The organism is Mesorhizobium sp. M1217 (genome assembly GCF_040318275.1).
In the GTDB taxonomy this organism is placed as follows: Bacteria; Pseudomonadota; Alphaproteobacteria; order Rhizobiales; family Rhizobiaceae; genus Mesorhizobium.
This window is the reverse complement of record NZ_JAMYMA010000034.1, coordinates 23,709-40,931: the sequence shown is the minus strand read 5'-3', so window position 1 is coordinate 40,931 and position 17,223 is coordinate 23,709. Positions and strand designations below refer to the sequence as shown.

General features: G+C 63.8%; 15 protein-coding genes. 7 read left to right on the top strand and 8 right to left on the bottom strand.

The features are described 5' to 3' along the window. Positions 1–372 (top strand): ABC transporter permease subunit (locus tag NKH37_RS32870; protein WP_353042414.1); only part of this gene is annotated, 372 nt, incomplete at its 5' end. 33 nt (positions 373–405) lie between these two features. After that, positions 406–1,407: an Ldh family oxidoreductase gene (locus NKH37_RS32865; protein WP_023718030.1), complete on the top strand. Its 1,002-nt coding sequence runs from the start codon at positions 406–408 to the stop codon at positions 1,405–1,407. A 57-nt stretch (positions 1,408–1,464) separates the two neighbouring features. Here the strand turns inward: NKH37_RS32865 and NKH37_RS32860 are convergent, their stop codons facing one another. Continuing rightward, the gene (locus NKH37_RS32860) at positions 1,465–1,734 is read right to left on the bottom strand and encodes a hypothetical protein (protein ID WP_352484389.1); all 270 of its coding nucleotides are present in this window, start codon (positions 1,732–1,734) and stop codon (positions 1,465–1,467) included. Positions 1,735–1,977: 243 nt separating this feature from the next. Between NKH37_RS32860 and NKH37_RS32855 the strand changes: the two genes are divergently transcribed. Next, positions 1,978–2,952, top strand: a complete 975-nt coding sequence (locus tag NKH37_RS32855) for a complex I NDUFA9 subunit family protein (protein WP_023718032.1) — start codon at positions 1,978–1,980, stop codon at positions 2,950–2,952. A gap of 27 nt (positions 2,953–2,979) precedes the next feature. Here the strand turns inward: NKH37_RS32855 and NKH37_RS32850 are convergent, their stop codons facing one another. Continuing rightward, a complete protein-coding gene (locus NKH37_RS32850; protein WP_023718033.1) occupies positions 2,980–4,353 on the bottom strand; it encodes a cytochrome P450 in 1,374 nt (457 codons plus the stop codon). 184 nt (positions 4,354–4,537) lie between these two features. Here NKH37_RS32850 and NKH37_RS32845 point away from each other — a divergent pair, with 184 nt between their 5' ends. The 4 genes from NKH37_RS32845 (at position 4,538) to NKH37_RS32830 (ending at position 11,616) form a co-directional block, all read left to right on the top strand. Beyond that, complete coding sequence (locus tag NKH37_RS32845; RefSeq protein ID WP_023718034.1) at positions 4,538–5,107, top strand: NADPH-dependent FMN reductase; 570 nt, start codon at positions 4,538–4,540, stop codon at positions 5,105–5,107. A gap of 58 nt (positions 5,108–5,165) precedes the next feature. Beyond that, complete coding sequence (locus NKH37_RS32840) at positions 5,166–7,832, top strand: caspase family protein (RefSeq protein ID WP_353007015.1); 2,667 nt, start codon at positions 5,166–5,168, stop codon at positions 7,830–7,832. A gap of 146 nt (positions 7,833–7,978) precedes the next feature. Beyond that, positions 7,979–10,450, top strand: a complete 2,472-nt coding sequence (gene gyrB / locus NKH37_RS32835; protein ID WP_352495206.1) for a DNA topoisomerase (ATP-hydrolyzing) subunit B — start codon at positions 7,979–7,981, stop codon at positions 10,448–10,450. Between the two features lie 248 nt (positions 10,451–10,698). Continuing rightward, the gene (locus NKH37_RS32830; protein WP_023718037.1) at positions 10,699–11,616 is read left to right on the top strand and encodes a hypothetical protein; all 918 of its coding nucleotides are present in this window, start codon (positions 10,699–10,701) and stop codon (positions 11,614–11,616) included. Positions 11,617–11,719: 103 nt separating this feature from the next. Here NKH37_RS32830 and NKH37_RS32825 read toward each other — a convergent pair whose 3' ends face one another. The 6 genes from NKH37_RS32825 to NKH37_RS32800 all read right to left on the bottom strand — a co-directional run bounded on the left by NKH37_RS32825 (position 11,720) and on the right by NKH37_RS32800 (position 17,120). Continuing rightward, positions 11,720–13,186 carry a hypothetical protein gene (locus tag NKH37_RS32825; RefSeq protein WP_352849163.1) on the bottom strand — a complete coding sequence of 489 codons (1,467 nt, stop codon included), beginning with the start codon at positions 13,184–13,186 and terminating at the stop codon, positions 11,720–11,722. Positions 13,187–13,327: 141 nt separating this feature from the next. Further along, positions 13,328–14,725 carry an NAD(P)(+) transhydrogenase (Re/Si-specific) subunit beta gene (locus NKH37_RS32820; RefSeq protein ID WP_353007013.1) on the bottom strand — a complete coding sequence of 466 codons (1,398 nt, stop codon included), beginning with the start codon at positions 14,723–14,725 and terminating at the stop codon, positions 13,328–13,330. Positions 14,726–14,731: 6 nt separating this feature from the next. Beyond that, complete coding sequence (locus tag NKH37_RS32815) at positions 14,732–15,154, bottom strand: NAD(P) transhydrogenase subunit alpha part 2 (RefSeq protein WP_036244434.1); 423 nt, start codon at positions 15,152–15,154, stop codon at positions 14,732–14,734. Then, entirely contained in the window at positions 15,154–16,428 is a 1,275-nt protein-coding gene (locus tag NKH37_RS32810; protein WP_353007011.1) for a Re/Si-specific NAD(P)(+) transhydrogenase subunit alpha, read from the bottom strand. The genes NKH37_RS32815 and NKH37_RS32810 overlap by 1 nt, the downstream gene beginning before the upstream one ends. An 81-nt stretch (positions 16,429–16,509) precedes the next feature. Continuing rightward, positions 16,510–16,734, bottom strand: coding sequence for an aa3-type cytochrome c oxidase subunit IV (locus NKH37_RS32805; protein WP_023718042.1), 225 nt, complete (start codon positions 16,732–16,734; stop codon positions 16,510–16,512). A gap of 236 nt (positions 16,735–16,970) precedes the next feature. Further along, positions 16,971–17,120 (bottom strand): DUF3096 domain-containing protein, encoded by a 150-nt coding sequence (locus NKH37_RS32800; protein ID WP_023718043.1) that lies wholly within the window; start codon positions 17,118–17,120, stop codon positions 16,971–16,973. Positions 17,121–17,223 lie beyond the last annotated feature (103 nt).

The following is a 17,223-nucleotide window of genomic DNA, read 5'->3' as shown; positions in this document are numbered from 1 at the left end:
ATCTCGTATGCCGGCTATGAAGTTGAAGTGATGCGTGGCGCCTTCGCCGGTGTACCGCACGGCCAACTCGAGGCGGCCCGCGCTTTCGGCATGAGCCGTTGGAAAATCTTCGGGCGAATATGGCTCCCGCAGGCGATCAGCCGGGCGCTGCCGACGCTGGCGGGTGAAACCGTTCTCCAGCTGAAAGCAACACCGCTGGTGGCAACGATAACCATGGTCGACATCTATGCCGTAGCCTCGCGGGTGCGCCAGGATCTCTTCGTCACCTACGAACCCTTGCTGCTTCTGGCGTTGGTCTATATGTCCATCACCGGTATCCTGGTGTTCGGCTTCCGCCGGCTCGAGGCACGGATCCCGAGCAAGCTAGGCTAAAGCTGTTAAAGTCGCGAATTCAGGGCAGCTACCATGCAACTCAGTCTCGACCAGGCGACAGGGCTGTGCCGGATGGCCGCACTTGGCGCCGGCGCCAACGAAGAGGCGGCGCAGTCGCTGGCTGCCTCGATCGTCGCGGCCGAGGCTGAAGGACTATCGACCGTCGGGCTGTCGCATTTCATTGATTATCTCGAAGCGCTGGAAGCCGGCCGTATCGACGGCAATGCCGATCCTGTCATCACCAGGCCAGCGCTCGCGGTTTATCTCTCCGATGCCCGCGGCGGACTGGCGCATACCGGTTTCGACCGCACGATCGATGACCTCGCCAAGGCGGCGCGGCTGTTCGGCGTTGCCATCTTTTCGCAGAAGAATGCCTATACGTGCGGCGCGCTCGGCTATTTCACCGGACGGCTGGCCTCGCAGGGATTGGTATCGTTCGCCGCGACCAACGGCCCGGCCGTGCTTGCCGGCTCGGGCTCGGTCAAGCCGGTCTACTGCACCAACCCGATGTCCTTTGCCGCACCGGCCGCGGACGGGGCGCCGCTGGTCATCGACCAGTCGTCGAGCGCCACCGCCTTCGTCAACATCCGCAAGGCGGCCGAGGACGGCAAGAAGATCCCCGAAGGCTGGGCACTGGACGCCAGCGGCAATCCAACCACGGACCCGGCAGCCGCCATGAAAGGCGCCATGCTTGCCTTCGGCGGCCAGCGCGGCGCCAACATCGCGCTGATGGTCGAGGTGCTGGCTGCCGGCCTGTCGGGCGCCAACTGGTCGCTCGATGCGCCATGGTTCGACGGCGGGCAGGACAGTCCGGGGACCGGCCTGTTCGTGCTCGCCGTCGAGCCCAAGCTGCTCGATCCGGACTTCGAGAAACGGATGAAGGACCAGCTCGACCGGTTGCGGCGGCGCTATGGCGTGCATGTGCCGGGGCGTGCCCGGGCCGAGGCCGCGGAGAAGGCGGCGGCGCGCGGCATAAGCGCGCCGAAAGCTGTGGTGCAACGCATTTCCGAATTCGCCGCGCGCTATTCGTCCTGAGGAAATTCGTTTGTCCGATGAGCGGCTGAGGAGGCCGGCCGATCCGGCAGCGCGAGCCTACTTCCCGCAATAATGATCGTTGATGACGTTCGCCGCATTCGCGTCCGGTCCTACCCTGTTGTAGGAGCAGGGTTCGGCGGCTGTCGTGAACAGGTGGTTGTCATAGTAGCGCGGGCCACCGAACAGGAACTCGATGATGTCGCCGTTGGCGGGAACATAGCGTTCGGGTTGAGCTTGGTGGTGATGCCGGTTTCCGGCGAATGCCGAGGCGCCAATGCTGCAGCCTGCTGCTAATGCCAGAGCGAAGATCGCAACGCGTTTTGTCATTGGCAATATCCTTCATTCGGAATCAAACCATACATCTAAAATCGCCGACCGAACAAAGGTTCCTGTTTCGAATGGAGTTACCGCAAAGCCGGGCCTCGGCGGAGTTTTCTGCCGTTTCGAGCGGATCCGGAAAATCATGCTTCAACAATGCCGGGCGACCTATGGTCGCCCTTTGCCTTTGGCGCGAAACGGACTATGAAACGGCTTCAACCAAGCCATCTGGATAGCCCGCCGGAGCCAGCCATGACCGAAATCCTGCAGACCCCAAAGCTCGTCGTCGTGTTCGGCGGCTCCGGCTTTGTCGGTCGTCATGTCGTGCGGGCGCTGGCCAGGCGCGGCTACCGCATCCGGGTCGCCTGCCGTCGGCCCGATCTCGCCGGCCACCTGCAGCCGCTCGGCAATGTCGGGCAGATCCAGCCGGTGCAGGCCAATGTCCGGGTGCGCTGGTCGGTCGACCGCGCCGTGCAAGGCGCGGACCATGTCGTCAATCTGGTGGCGATCGCGCATGAGGCCGGCCGGCAGAAATTCACTGCCGTCCACGAGTTCGGCGCGCGCGCTGTCGCTGAAGCGGCGCGCGCCGTCGGCGCCGGCCTCACCCACATCTCGGCTCTGGGCGCGGATCTCCACGCACAATCGGACTATGCGCGCACCAAGGCGCTTGGCGAAAAGGCCGTTCTTGAGACGGTCCAGGACGCTGTGATCCTGCGGCCATCGATCAATTTCGGGCCGGAGGACGGTTTCTTCAACCGCTTTGCCAACATGGCCCGCTTTTCCCCAGTCCTGCCGCTGATCGGCGGCGGTCAGACGAAATTCCAGCCGGTCTATGTCGGCGACGTCGCCGAAGCGGTGGCGCACTCGGTCGACGGCAAGGTCCAGGGCGGCCATATCTATGAGCTCGGCGGGCCGCAGGTGCTCACTTTCAAGGAATGCATGCAAGAATTGCTTGTTATCATCGAACGCAAGCGGTTTTTGCTGCCTATGCCGTGGTGGCTGGCGAACCTCCAGGCATCAATTCTCGGGCTGCTGCCCAATCCGTTGTTGACCAAGGACCAGGTCCTGCTGTTGCGCCAGCACAATGTCGTGTCGGATGCCGCCGTCAAGGACAACAGGACGCTCGCCGGCCTCGGAATCCAGCCACGGTCGATCGGAACCATCCTGCCCAGCTATCTCTGGCGCTACCGCGCCGCGGGCCAGTTCCAACGCAAGTCCGCCGCATAATACCGGCGCGAATGGACGTTCAGCCGCTTACGAGGCGCGCCGGGTGACTTGCATCGGCAGCCCGCCTTGCGGTTGCGTCGTCAGCTTCTGCACCGGCCAGGGGCGGGTCTCCGCGGTGGTGTCGAAACGGTAGCGCGACAGCATGATCGCCAACGCAATGATCGCCTCCTGCATGGCGAAGCTGGCACCGATGCAGACGCGGGGGCCGGCGCCGAACGGCAAATACTGGAAACGGTCGATCTTTTCGCGATTCCCCGGATGAAAGCGCTCCGGCATGAAAGCGTCCGGCCGGTCCCATAATTTCCTGTGGCGATGGACGACCCACGGCATCACCAGCACCGCGGCGCGTCGCGGTATATAGAGGCCGTTCCAGGTTTCGGGTTCGATCGGTTCGCGGTTGATCGAGGGCGCCGGCGGATAGAGCCTGAGCGCCTCGTCGAAGGCGGCACGGGTCAGCGGCATGGCGTCGAGCCATTTCGTCGGGTCGGGCTCACGCGCCAGCACAGCATCGATCTCGTGCTCGATCTTTTCGCGCTCCCATGGCGCTTCGGCGAGACAGTAGAGCGTCCAGCCGAGCGCCCTGGCTGTAGTCTCGTGGCCGGCGCCGATGAAGGTGATGATGTTGTCCTCGACCTCGGCCCGGGTCAGCCCGCCCGGTCCTTCCGCCTTCAACAGCAGCGTGAGAAAATCCTGCGGCACCGTGTCCGGAGCGCGCCTCAGCCGCGCCTCGCGCATCTGCACCGTGTCGGTGACGATCTTGCGGAAGTAGGCCATGGTCTTGCGGCCGCGGATGCGGGTCAGGCGCGGCAGCCAATCGGGCGCACGCAAAAGGTCGAGCGGATCGACCCGGCCCATCGTCTCGAACAGGCGGTCGATCTCCTTGGCGAAGCTGCCCGGCTCGCCCGATATCTCGCCCGAAAACAGCGTCTCAGCCAGGATGTCGAAGGTGAGCAGCGTCATGTCGTGGGCGATATCCGACGTGCCACCTTGCTCGTAACGGGTGACGAATTCGAGCGTGCGTTTCAGCATCGGCTCGGCGAAGCCGAAAATGTGACGCGGCGTGAATACCGGCGCCATCGCCTTGCGCGAACGCCGCCACACCTCGCCTTCGGCGGTCAGCAGCCCGTCGCGCAGGATCGGCCGCAGGATCTTCTGGCGCACCGTCGCCATCTTGTAGTTCTTGGCGTTGTCGACCAGCACATGGCGGATGAGGCCGGGATCGTTGGCGATGACCAGCGGTCCACCGACGCCGTTCACCGAAATCCAGGGCTCGTTGTAGGTCGCCTCGCCCCACAGTTCGAGCGGATTGCGATAGACGATGCGGATCATCTCCAGCGTCGAAGGCGGCGCGGTGCGCGGCTTCGGCGCCGGCGGGACGAAGGGGACGGGCTGACTGTCCATGGCTTGCTCCGCTGACCCCTCAATGTAGTGGCTGGCAAGGCAAGCGTCCATGTGGCCGGACGACAAGGCGAAGCATCCGCTCTCTGGAATGTGACCGGGGCACCGGAAAGTGCCTGCTTGCTGTGTCCGGCTGTGTGTCTTAGGTGGCAGCACCACAGATGCCACTAACCGGCGGGAGCCTGCCTTGAAGCACCAGTTGAACGTCATCATCGGCAGCACGCGGCCGGGCCGCGCCGGACCCGTTTTCGCAAGGTGGTTGGAAAGTTTTGCGCGCGAACACGGCAAATTCGAGCCATTGCTCACCGATATCGCCGCCTTCAACCTGCCGGTGCTGGACGAGCCGCATCATCCTAGACTCGGCAGATACGAAAACAGCCACACGAAAGCCTGGTCGAAAGCAATCGACGCCGCCGACGCGTTCGTCTTCGTAGCGCCGGAATACAATTATTTCGCAGCCCCCGCGATCGTCAACGCGGTCGACTACCTGCTCAGGGAATGGCGATACAAGCCGGCCGCCATCCTCAGCTACGGCGGTGTCTCCGGTGGCTTACGAGCGGCGCAGGCGGTCAAACCGTTGCTGACCGCGGTCGGCGTCATGCCGATTCCGGAAGGCGTGGCGCTCCCGATGTACCAGAAGCTGCTCGACGAGACCGGCGCCTTCCTGCCCAGCGAGCAGGTGCTCGGCGGAGCCAAGACCATGCTGGACGAGCTGTCCCGCTGGAGCGAAGCGCTGAGGCCGATGCGCGCCAGCTAACAACGCGAACGGCCGGGCTTGCCGATGCCATAACTTGCTCATGCCATAAAGAGATGGAATGCTCCGGGAAATGACCGGGCCGGGGCGGTTCGATTTGCGTCTTCTGTTTGCTGTGCTGCTGATCCTCTCGACGGCCTCCGGTGCCATGGCGGAGCGGCGCGTTGCGCTGGTCATCGCCGAGAACGACTACCGGCTGATCCGGCCGCTCGCCAATCCCGTCAATGACGGCGAGGTCATGGAAACGGTGCTGAGGAAGCTCGGTTTCGAGGTCTTCCTCGAAACCAACCGCGACCTGCGGCGCATGCGCCGGGCGCTCGACGATTTCCGCGAGGATGCTAAAGGCGCCGACGTGGCACTGGTGTTCTTCTCCGGCCACGGCGTCGAGATCGCCGGCGAGAATCGGCTCCTGCCGGTGGATGCAGACGCGTCGTCGCTCGCTACGCTGGAAGGGACCAGCCTGCCGCTGGAGGAGATCCGCGCGGCCGTCGCCGCCACCAGCAAGGTCGGACTGATCGTGCTCGATGCCTGCCGCAGCGATCCGTTTGCTGCCACGGGCGGCGAAGGCCGCGGCGCAACGGCGCTGGTAAAAGAGGTCAGCGACAAGGTCCGGCCGGGTCTTGGCCGCATCGGGCGGGCAGAAAACATCCTGTTTGCCTTCTCGGCGGCGCCCGGCGAGACCGCCTCGGATGGGACCGGCCAGAATTCGCCGTTCACCGCGGCGCTGACGAAATACCTCGGCACCGAGGGTCTTGAGATCCGCTCCGTGCTGACGCTCGTGCAGCAGGAGGTCTACGATCTCTCGCGCGGCAGGCAATTGCCCTATGTCGAGAGCGGCCTGCCGCAGTTGTTCTTTGCCACGACAGCCAAGGAGAAACTGCCGGAGCGCGAACGCTTGTTGCTGGCCATGGCCGAGGTGACGCCCGCGATGCGTGGCGAGGTGGAAAAGATCGCCAGCGACGCCGACATGCCGCTGGCACCGCTCTATGGCGCGTTGATCAGTTCCGATGCCGGCCGCCTCTCCGCGGACAGTCTGAACGCCAGGCTGCGTGAGGCAGCCGACGCCTTCGTCAAGGTGCGGAGCGAAATGCAGACGCTTTCCTCCGACGATCTCAGAGTGGCAGCGTTGCGCCGGCAGGCGGAAGAGCAGCTTTCGCTGGGAGCGTTCGATGCCGCGCGGAAAAAGCTTGCCGAAGCAGCCGAGATCGACAATATCTCGCGCAACGCGCTGAAGGCCAATTTCGTCAGTCGCACGCTTTCCGAAGCCGCGACGCGCTATTTGTCCGGCGGGGCAGCGCGCGCCGACCTCGACTACGCCACAGCCATCAAGGATTATGAATCCGTGCTCACGCTTTATGGCGAAGCCGGACAGGTGGTGCTGTCGCTCGACGACGCCGACCGCTTGATCCGCACGCTGGACGAGCTCGGCAAGCTCTATACCACGGTCGGCAACATCGATGCTGCTGGCCGCGCCTTCGAGGCGCTGCAAGCCGATCTCGAGCGGCGGTCGCGCCACGAAACCGATCCCAACGTGAAGCGCGACTTCGCCGTCAGCCACGTCAAGCTCGGCAACGTGCGGATGGCGCAAGGCAATCTGCCGGCAGCGCTGCAAAACTATGAAACGGCCAAGACCATTCTGCAGGACCTGACCGAGGCAGAGCCGGACAATCTGGAGTGGTTCGGCGACCTCGCCATGACCGACGACAAGATCGGTAACGTGCTGGCGACGCAAGGTGATCTGGCCGGCGCCGCACAGGTCTATCAGGAAAGCCTGTCGATCAAGAAACAGCTCGCTGCCGGAGAGCCCGACCGTGCCGAACTGCAGCGCGACCTGACCATCACCTATGATGAGATCGGCCACCTTGCCCATGTCGCAAGTCAACTGGACAACGCACAGGCGGCCTATCAAGAGAGCCTGAAGGTGCGGCTGGCGCTGGCGGCGGACAGACCGGGAGACGCCGATCGGCAGCGTGACGTCTCGGTCAGCCACGATACGATAGGCGACCTGCTGCGCGAACGCGGCGACGCCGCTGGGGCGCTGACGGCCTACAAGGAAGGCCTGGCGATCGTCAAGCAACTGGCGAAACGCGATCCGGACGACACCGAGCTGAAACGCGACCTGTCCGTCGGCAACGCCAAGGTCGGCAACGCGCTGAGCGACCAGCAGAATTGGCCGGCGGCACTTTCGGCTTATCGTCAGGCACTCTCGCAAGCCAGCGCGCTCGCCGCCGGCGACCCGAACAACACCGATTGGCAGCGCGACCTGTCCGTGTGCCTCGAGAAGGTCGCCGGCGTCCTGGCGATACAGGGCGACCACAAAGGCGCACTGAAAGCCTATCTGGACAGCTACGCGATTGCGGAGAGGCTGGCCAAGCTCGATTCCGCCAATTCCGACTGGCAGCGGGACTTGTCGATAACGCTGTCCGAAGTCGCCACGCTCCGCCTCAGGCAGCGCGACGTCAGGGGAGCCCGGCAAGCCCTTCAGGACAGCCTTGCCATTCGCGAGAAACTTGCCCAGTCAGATCCGGACAACGCCACCTGGCAGCGCGACCTGGTGGTTGCCTATATCGACTACGCCCAAGTCGCAAAGGACCCGAAAGCCGTCCTTTCCAAGGCACTCGACATGACGCTGGAGCTCGACCGGACCGGTCGGCTGGCGCCGCGATACAAGTTCATGATCAAGTTTTTGCGTGAGCGGCTGGCCAGGATCGAAGCCAGGCGCCGGTAGCGGGTTCACGCGACGGTCATTCCGTTCGGAAATGCCTGCAAACCTTGGAAAAACCGCCTTTTGCGCCTATATCTACGACATTAGGAATGCGCGATTCGACGCCGATTTTTCGCGCTCTGCACACGGCACCAATCAGACAGGTTTTCATGAGCGACCACACCGACATCGCCAACGGCGTTGAAGCCGAATACGGCGCCGATTCCATCAAGGTTTTGAAGGGCTTGGACGCCGTTCGCAAGCGGCCGGGCATGTATATCGGCGACACCGACGACGGCTCGGGCCTGCACCACATGGTTTATGAGGTGGTCGACAACGCCATCGACGAAGCACTGGCGGGCCATGCCGACCTGGTGACGGTGACGCTCAATCCGGACGGCTCGGTGACGGTCATCGACAATGGCCGCGGCATTCCGACCGATATCCACACCGGCGAAGGCATTTCGGCGGCCGAAGTGATCATGACGCAGCTGCATGCCGGCGGCAAGTTCGACCAGAACTCCTACAAGGTGTCGGGCGGCCTGCACGGCGTCGGCGTGTCGGTCGTCAACGCACTGTCGGCCTGGCTGAAACTGAAGATCCGTCGCAACGGCCAGATCTACGAGATGAGCTTCACGCATGGCGATGCCGACGCGCCGCTGCGCATCACCGGCAGTTATGAACAAGACAAGGTCCCCGGCACCTATGAAGGGCGCAGCGGCAGCGAAATCACGTTCTTGCCGTCGTCCGAGACCTTCACCATGGTCGAGTTCGACTATGGTACGCTGGAGCACCGGCTGCGCGAGCTCGCCTTCCTGAACTCCGGCGTGCGCATCGTTTTGACCGATGCCCGCCATGCCGACATCGTGCGCCATGAACTGCACTATGATGGCGGGCTGGAAGAGTTCGTCCGATATCTCGACCGAACGAAGAAGCCGTTGCTCGACAAGCCGATTTCGATCCGCGCCGAGCGCGACGGCATCACCGTCGAAGTCGCCATGTGGTGGAACGACAGCTACCACGAGAACGTGCTGGCCTTCACCAACAACATCCCGCAACGTGACGGCGGCACGCATCTCGCCGGTTTCCGGGGTGCGCTGACACGCCAGATAACCGGCTATGGCGACTCCTCGGGCCTGACCAAGAAGGAAAAAGTGGCGCTGATCGGCGACGATTGCCGCGAAGGCCTGACCGCGGTGCTGTCGGTCAAGGTTCCCGACCCGAAATTCTCCTCGCAGACCAAGGACAAGCTGGTGTCGTCCGAGGTTCGCCCGGTGGTCGAAGGGCTCGTCAACGAGGCGCTCGGCACCTGGCTCGAGGAGCACCCGACCGAGGGCAAGGCGGTCATCGAGAAGGTCATCCAGGCCGCTGCCGCGCGTGAAGCCGCGCGCAAGGCACGCGACATCACCCGCAAGAGCTCGCTCGGCGTCACCTCGCTGCCCGGCAAGCTGGCCGATTGCCAGGAGCGCGATCCGGCGAAATCCGAGATCTTCATCGTCGAGGGCGACAGCGCCGGCGGCTCGGCCAAGGGCGGCCGTTCGCGCCAGAACCAGGCCATTCTTCCGCTGCGCGGCAAGATCCTCAATGTCGAGCGCGCCCGCTTCGACCGCATGCTCGGCTCCGACATGATCGGCACGCTGATCACTGCGCTCGGCACCTCGATCGGCAAGGACGAGTTCAATGCCGACAAGCTGCGCTACCACAAGATTATCCTGATGACCGACGCCGATGTCGATGGCGCCCATATCCGCACCTTGCTGCTGACCTTCTTCTTCCGCCAGATGCCGGAACTGATCGAACGCGGTCATCTCTATATCGCGCAGCCGCCGCTCTATAAGGTGACACGAGGGAAGAGCTCGCAATATATCAAGGATGAAGCCGCCTTCGAGGAATTCCTGATCGGCTCGGGGCTGGAAGAAGCGTCGCTTGCGCTCAGCACGGGCGAGGTGCGGGCCGGACAGGATCTGCGCAGCGCCATCGACGATGCCCTGGCTGTCCGCCAACTCATCAACGGATTGCATACCCGCTATAACAGGGGCGTGGTGGAGCAGGCAGCGATTGCCGGCGCGCTCAACCCCGAAATCTTCACCGACCTCGGTCGCGCCAACGAGATGGCCGAGCGCGTTGCCCGCCGTCTCGACATTATCGCCGAGGACACCGAGCGCGGCTGGACAGGCCGCATGTCGACCTCCAACGAGGGCGTCGGCGGCTATGTATTCGAGCGCACGGTGCGCAGCGTCAAGGAGTTCGCGCATCTCGACCTGGCGCTGATCAATTCCGCCGACGCACGCCAGCTCGACCGCTATGCGCCGCGCCTGGCAGAAATCTATGGCGAGCCGCCGGTGCTGCGCCGCAAGGATGTCTCCGAAACAATTTCGGGGCCGCTGGCACTGCTTAATGCCGTGTTTGCCACCGGCCGCAAGGGTCTGACCATGCAGCGCTACAAGGGCCTTGGCGAAATGAACGCCGAGCAGCTCTGGGAAACGACGCTCGACCCGAATGTGCGCTCGCTCTTACAGGTCAAGGTCAATGACGCGACTGACGCGGACTCACTGTTTTCGCGACTGATGGGCGACGAGGTTGAGCCAAGGCGCGAATTCATCCAGGAAAACGCGCTGTCGGTCGCCAATCTGGACATCTGAGCCGCCATCCAGAATACCCAGCCTGCAGGCATGAAGTGCATTGGTGCATCTTGGCGCACCGACGCCGACTGCTGCACCGCAACAAAGATCACCGAGGATCTCCCGGAACGGAAAGTCTTTCAAGGCATTGTAGTTGATCACAATCGCCGCAGGAGGCATTCATGGGACGTGGCATTTTGCTCTGGCTTCTCGGAGTCCCGATTCCGATCATTATTCTGATTCTGCTTTTTGCAAGGTAGGAGGCTTCCATGCCGTCCACCCTAACGACTACCGAGGTTTCCGCACCGACGGAATCCTCATCCCCCGCCGTCAGCTGGGGACCAATCGTCGCCGGCGCCTTTGCTGCGTCGACGCTTACCTTCATCTTGATGCTGCTCGGCTCCGGGCTTGGACTTAGCATGGTGTCGCCATGGTCCGGCTCGGGTGCGTCAGTCACAACTTTCGCCGTTTCCACCGCCGTCTGGCTGATCGTCGTGCAGTGGCTGTCGTCGGCCCTCGGCGGCTACCTCGCCGGACGCCTGCGCACCAAATGGGTCGGCATCCACACCGATGAAGTCTTCTTCCGCGATACCGCTCACGGCTTCCTGGCCTGGGCGCTGGCGACGCTGCTCGTCGCCGGCGTGCTCGGCACGGCGCTTTCGGCCGCGATAGGTACCGGTGTCCAGGCCGCTTCGACTGTGGCATCCGGCGCGGCAATGGGCGCTTCGGCAGGTGCTGCTGCAAACGCTGGTGGCGCCTCGACTGACAACGCCACATCGTATTTCGTCGATACGCTGTTCCGCCCGGCCGATCCGGCAAGGCTCGCTGCCGCCAATCCGGAGAGCGACGCCGCGGCAACGGCGCAGGCATCGCGCATTCTGATCGCGAGTGCCGCAGCAGGCGAAATATCGGCCGACGACAAGACCTATCTGTCGCGGCTGGTGGCCGCCCGCACAGGCCTGTCCGAAGCCGATGCCACCGCTCGCGTCGATGCGGTAATCGCCAAAGCGCAGGAGGCCAAGGTCAAGGCCCAGCAGGCGGCCGACACCGCCAGAAAGGCAGGCGCCACCTTCTCACTGATTGGCGCGCTGTCGCTGGTCGTCGGGGCTTTCATTGCCAGTGCGGCTGCAGCACTTGGCGGCAGGCAGCGCGACGACGAGGAAGCGATTTTCCTGACCAATCGTTGATCGGCGCCTAAGCGAACTCGGTCCGCTTCGAAGATTACCCCGAAGCGGACCTTGCTTTGAGCTGTCGGCGCAGCATTGTCGTGCGTTGCTCGCCACCGACAGCTCAGTCACCCAGCTTGCGGCCGAGATCGACCGCATCGCGCAGCACGGCAAGGTGCGAGCGCGGCACGCCGGACGGTGCGTTGGCCTCGACGCCGCTCGCCGTCAACGACCAGTAGAGAGTGTGCGTGAAGACGCGGCCGAGCGAGCCGCGCAGCTCGACCTGGATGTTTTCCACGCCCGGACCAAAGTTCTCCGTCATCGGCCCGGAGATCGGGTCGCCGGTCAACCAGCCATTGCCTCTGTCGAAAATGTTGGTCCAGCGCATCGCGGCAAACATCGCGCCATGATGCACCGCCCGCTGTGGCTTGCCCGAATGGCTGCGGCCTTCCTGATAGAGCATAGTCCCGCCCGCCGCCCTGTCGGCGATCGGCGGGCATGCCGAGAACAGCCGCTCGGCGATGCCGCGCCTGAACTCGGCAAGATTGTAGGTCACCAGAAACTCGCTGTGGGTCAGCGGACTGCCCAGCGTGACGAAATCGCTGATCTTCCACGGCAGCGGATGATCGGCGTCACTGTCGCGAAGCTGCCGGTAGAGTTCCCATTGGCCGCGCCGGAATGCGGGGAGGTCATCGAGGCGGTCGGGCCAGGCGGAAGCATCGGCGGCCAGCGTCGCCTTATCGACGGCGTGGATCGCCTTCAGCCTCGCTCTGTCGCGAATGGCTTCCAGCTTTCGAGGCCTGAAATCGGCCCATAATATCTGCAACAGATCATAGGCTATGATCGACCCCAGGCTGTGCGAGACCAGCACGATGCGGTCGTAGGCGTCGTCCACCATAAGGCGCTTCAGCAGCTTGAGGCCACGCTCGCGGACCAGCGCGCGCTTCTCGACCGTCGCCGCTTCGGCCCGCACATAGGCGGCGACATCGCCGAAATAGGGCAGGCCAAACTGGTCCACCGACCAGATAACGAACGACGCCAGGACGGTGACAAGCACGCCGGTCGTCCAGGAGATATAGCCTTGCCAGGCCGACGTTGCGAGCGCCAGCGCCGCGCCAAGGACGACGATGGTGGCCAAAAGCGTGACGACATAGAGTTTGCGCACATCGCGCGGAATATCGGCGGGCTTGCGCCAGAGCAGGGTCGTCACCCAGGCAGCAAGGCGGCTCCGGGTCGTGCCCTGGGTGATGTCGGCCCAGTAAAGCTCGTAGAAATCGGTGCGGCGGCCATCGACATCATACGGTGTGGTGATCCGGCGAAGCTCGTGCGAATTGGTCCGGCTGTCGGGCGTGATCCAGCTCTGGTTGATCTTCGCACCCATTGGGTCGGCCGGATCAGCGACATGGGCATAGAACGGAGCACGGGCCGGATCGTGGCTCCAAACGGCCTGGACAAATCCCCTCAACGTGTCCATGGGCCGCTGTTCGCCCATACCGTGCACGACCACCACCGCCTGGCTGCGCTTGCGCGGCACCTTCTCTGCTGCGGTCAGATCGGCGGCCGGCGACGCGGCAGAACCAAGGTCGGGCACCAGCACCTCCACCGATGACGCCGTTAAACAAGACGACGGGTCGCTATCGTAGCTTCAGAACCGGTAACAGCCAAGAAAAAGCCCGGCGCGGAGCCAGGGCTGTATTTCGACGACCGGCAGTGAGTTGGCAACGACGCCGTTTCAGTGATCAATCGCCTTGACGATCTCCTCGGTCATCTTCTTGGCGTCGCCGAGCAGCATCATGGTGCCGTCGTTGTAGAACAGCGTGTTGTCGATGCCGGCATAGCCGGACCCGAGCGAGCGCTTGACGAACAGGCAGGTGCGCGCCTTGTCGACGTCGAGGATCGGCATGCCATAGATCGGCGACGATTTGTCGTCGCGGGCGGACGGATTGGTGACGTCGTTGGCGCCGATGACATAGGCGACATCGGCCTGCGCGAACTCAGAGTTGATGTCCTCCAGCTCGAACACTTCGTCGTAAGGCACGTTGGCTTCCGCCAAGAGCACATTCATGTGGCCGGGCATGCGGCCGGCCACCGGATGGATGGCGTATTTGACGTCGACGCCGTTGGCCTTGAGCTTGTCGGCCATTTCGCGCAGCGCGTGCTGCGCCTGGGCGACGGCCATGCCGTAACCCGGCACGATGATGACCTTTTGCGCATTCATCATCAGATAGGCGGCATCCTCGGCAGAGCCCTGCTTGACGGTGCGCTCGATGCCGTCGTCGGCAGTGGCTGATGTCTCGCCGCCGAAGCCGCCGAGGATGACCGAGATGAAGCTTCGGTTCATGCCTTTGCACATGATGTAGGACAGGATGGCGCCCGATGAGCCGACCAGCGCGCCGGTGATGATCAGCGCCAGATTGCCGAGCGTGAAACCGAGTGCCGCCGCTGCCCAGCCCGAATAGGAATTGAGCATCGATACGACCACCGGCATGTCGGCGCCGCCGATCGGGATGATGAGAAGGACGCCGAGCACGAGCGAGGCGGCAACGATCAGCCAGAACACCAGCTTGGACTCGGTGGTGACGAGCAGCATGATCAGCACAATGAGCGCTATGCCCAGGGCTGCGTTGATGAAGTGACGGCCGCCGATCATGATCGGCTTGCCCGACATGCGGCCGTCGAGCTTCAAGAAGGCGATGACCGAGCCGGTGAAGGTGATGGCGCCGATGGCAACGCCGAGGCTCATCTCGATCAGCGCCTGGGCATGGATATCGGCGACGGTGCCGATGCCGAAACTTTCCGGCGCATAGATGGCGGCGGCCGCCACCATGACCGCGGCAAGACCGACCAGCGAGTGGAAGGCGGCGACCAGCTGCGGCATCGAGGTCATGGCAATGCGCCGTGCCGTGACCGCACCGACCGAGCCGCCGATGGCGAGGCCGAGCACGATCAGCGCAAAGCGGCCGGCGGAAGGGGTGGCCAGCGCCAGCGTCGTGACGATGGCGATGCCCATGCCGATCATGCCGTACATGTTGCCCTGGCGGCTGGTGGTCGGATGCGACAGGCCGCGCAATGCCAGGATGAACAGGATGCCGGAGACCAGATAGAGGAAGGAGGCGAAGTTGGCGTTCATAGCGGCCTACTTTTCCTTCTTCTTGTACATGGCCAGCATGCGCTGGGTGACGAGGAAGCCGCCGAAGATGTTGACCGACACCAGCATCAGCGCAACAAAGCCGAAGCCGGTGGCGATGCCCGAGGCCGAGATGCCGACGGCAAGCAACGCGCCGACGACGATGACGGAGGAAATGGCGTTGGTGACCGCCATTAATGGCGTGTGCAGCGCCGGCGTGACCGACCAGACGACGTAGTAGCCGACGAAGATCGCCAGCACGAAGATGGCGAAGCGGAAGACGAAGGGATCGATCGCGCCGCCGGACAGCGCGTGCGCGGCGTCACCAGCGGCCTCGGTGCCGGGCGCGGTGGCCAGGTTCTGTACCGCAAGGCGGACGGCAGCTGTGGCCTGGTCGAGCTGGTCGAGGGCTTTCTGCAGGGTCTGATCCATCACGCGATCCCTCCGGTGGTCTTGGGCTTCCTCGAAGCGGCCGGCCTCTTCGCAGCCGGCTTCGCCGAAGCCTCGGCAACCATCGTCTTGGCCGGAATGGCCGGCGGTTCGACATGTTGGCCCTTTGGCGGCTCCTGCTCAGCCCTGACGAAGGCGGGATGCACGACCTTGCCGGCATCGGTCAGCATGGTTGCCTTGACCAGCTCGTCGTCGCGGTTGATGGCAAGCGTCTTCGTCGCCTTGTCAACCAGCGTCTCGAGGAAGGCATAGAGGTTTCTCGCATAGAGCAGCGAGGCGGAGGCGGCGACGCGACCGGGAACGTTGAGATGGCCGACGATCTTTACCCCGTTGGCGGTGGTCACCACCTGCCCCGGAACGGCGCCCTCGACGTTGCCGCCACGCTCGACCGCAAGGTCGACGATCACCGAGCCGGGTTTCATCGAGGCGACCATTGCCGCAGAAACCAGCTTCGGCGCCGGCCGGCCCGGTATCAGCGCGGTGGTGACGACGATGTCCTGCTTGGCGATGTGCTCGGCGGTCAGCGCCGCCTGCTTGGCCTGATACTCCCTGGACATTTCCTTGGCGTAGCCGCCGGCCGTCTCGGCCGCCTTGAATTCCTCGTCCTCGACCGCCAGGAACTTTGCGCCGAGCGAAGCAACCTGCTCCTTGGCAGCCGGGCGCACATCGGTGGCGGTGACCACGGCGCCGAGGCGGCGCGCGGTGGCGATGGCCTGCAGACCGGCGACGCCGACGCCCATGATGAAGGCCTTCGCCGCCGGTACCGTGCCAGCCGCCGTCATCATCATCGGCAACGCCCGGTCATATTCGGCAGCCGCGTCGATCACCGCCTGATAGCCGGCGAGGTTCGCCTGGCTGGATAGAACGTCCATCGACTGGGCGCGGGTGATGCGCGGCATGAACTCCATGGAAAAAGCAGTAGCACCGGCCCTGGCCAACGCGGCGACGCCGGCATCGTTGCCATAGGGATCCATGATGGCGATCACGGCAGTGCCCGGCCGATAGACTTTCAGCTCGGCATCGCTCGGCCGGCGCACCTTCAGCACGACATCAGCCCTGGAAACATCGCCGGCCTTGCCGATCGCGGCGCCGGCCTTGGCAAACTCCTCGTCGGGAATGCGCGACGCCGCGCCGGCGCCAGCTTCGACGACCACGTCGAAACCCAGCGCCGCCAGCCGCTTCACCGTGTCGGGCGAGGCCGCGACGCGCGGCTCGTTCGCGTCGAGCTCACGAGGGATGAAAACCGTCTGTCCCACCGCATGATCCTTTCGGCCGCAACCCGTTACCGCAAGACGCCGGCCGGCCCCCGGCGGCGTCCTCGACAAAAATTGGAGGAGTTATCGGAGAATAAAGGCGCCGACGGCCAGGATCAGAACGAACAGGATGGTCCCCGAGAAGAAGCCGCCCACAAAGAAGCCGAACGCCATGGCCAGAAGCACTGCGGCGCAAAACAGCGACCCGTATTTGGCCAGCATCAGGAAGCCGGCATAGGTGCGGTCGTGCTCGGCATAGTCCATCTTCGCGCCCAGTTCGACAGGACCGGTCGGCGTGTGTTCAGCCATAGGAATACCCCTTCGAAGACATCTTTCAGGCACATAGCGAAAAGCCGCGTTAAGGGCAATGGCGCTATTGCCGCATCGCCGCAGCCAACAGTCTCAAGCGAAACTTGAAATCGCTGCGTCAATGATGTGCCGCAACGTGCGCAGCGGCTATGACTGACCCAACCCCTGAAACGAGGCGGGTCGGAGCGCGGCGATACCAATCACAATGGATGGCAGGTCCGCTATTGCCGATGTCGTTAGCTGGCGAGATGCGGGAACAGCCCGAGCAGGCCGACAACGATCAGATAAAGGGCGACGATATAATTGAGCAGCCGCGGCATCACCAGGATCAGCACGCCTGCAATCAGCGAGATAAGCGGGGTAAGGGCGAGTGTCGAAATGGTCATATCGGTTCCTTGGATCGGATCGCTATCGAAGCGATGCTTGGCGGATGCCAGCCTACCACCAGCACCTTGCCCAGAACGCCGAAGCTACCGGAAGGCTCCATGG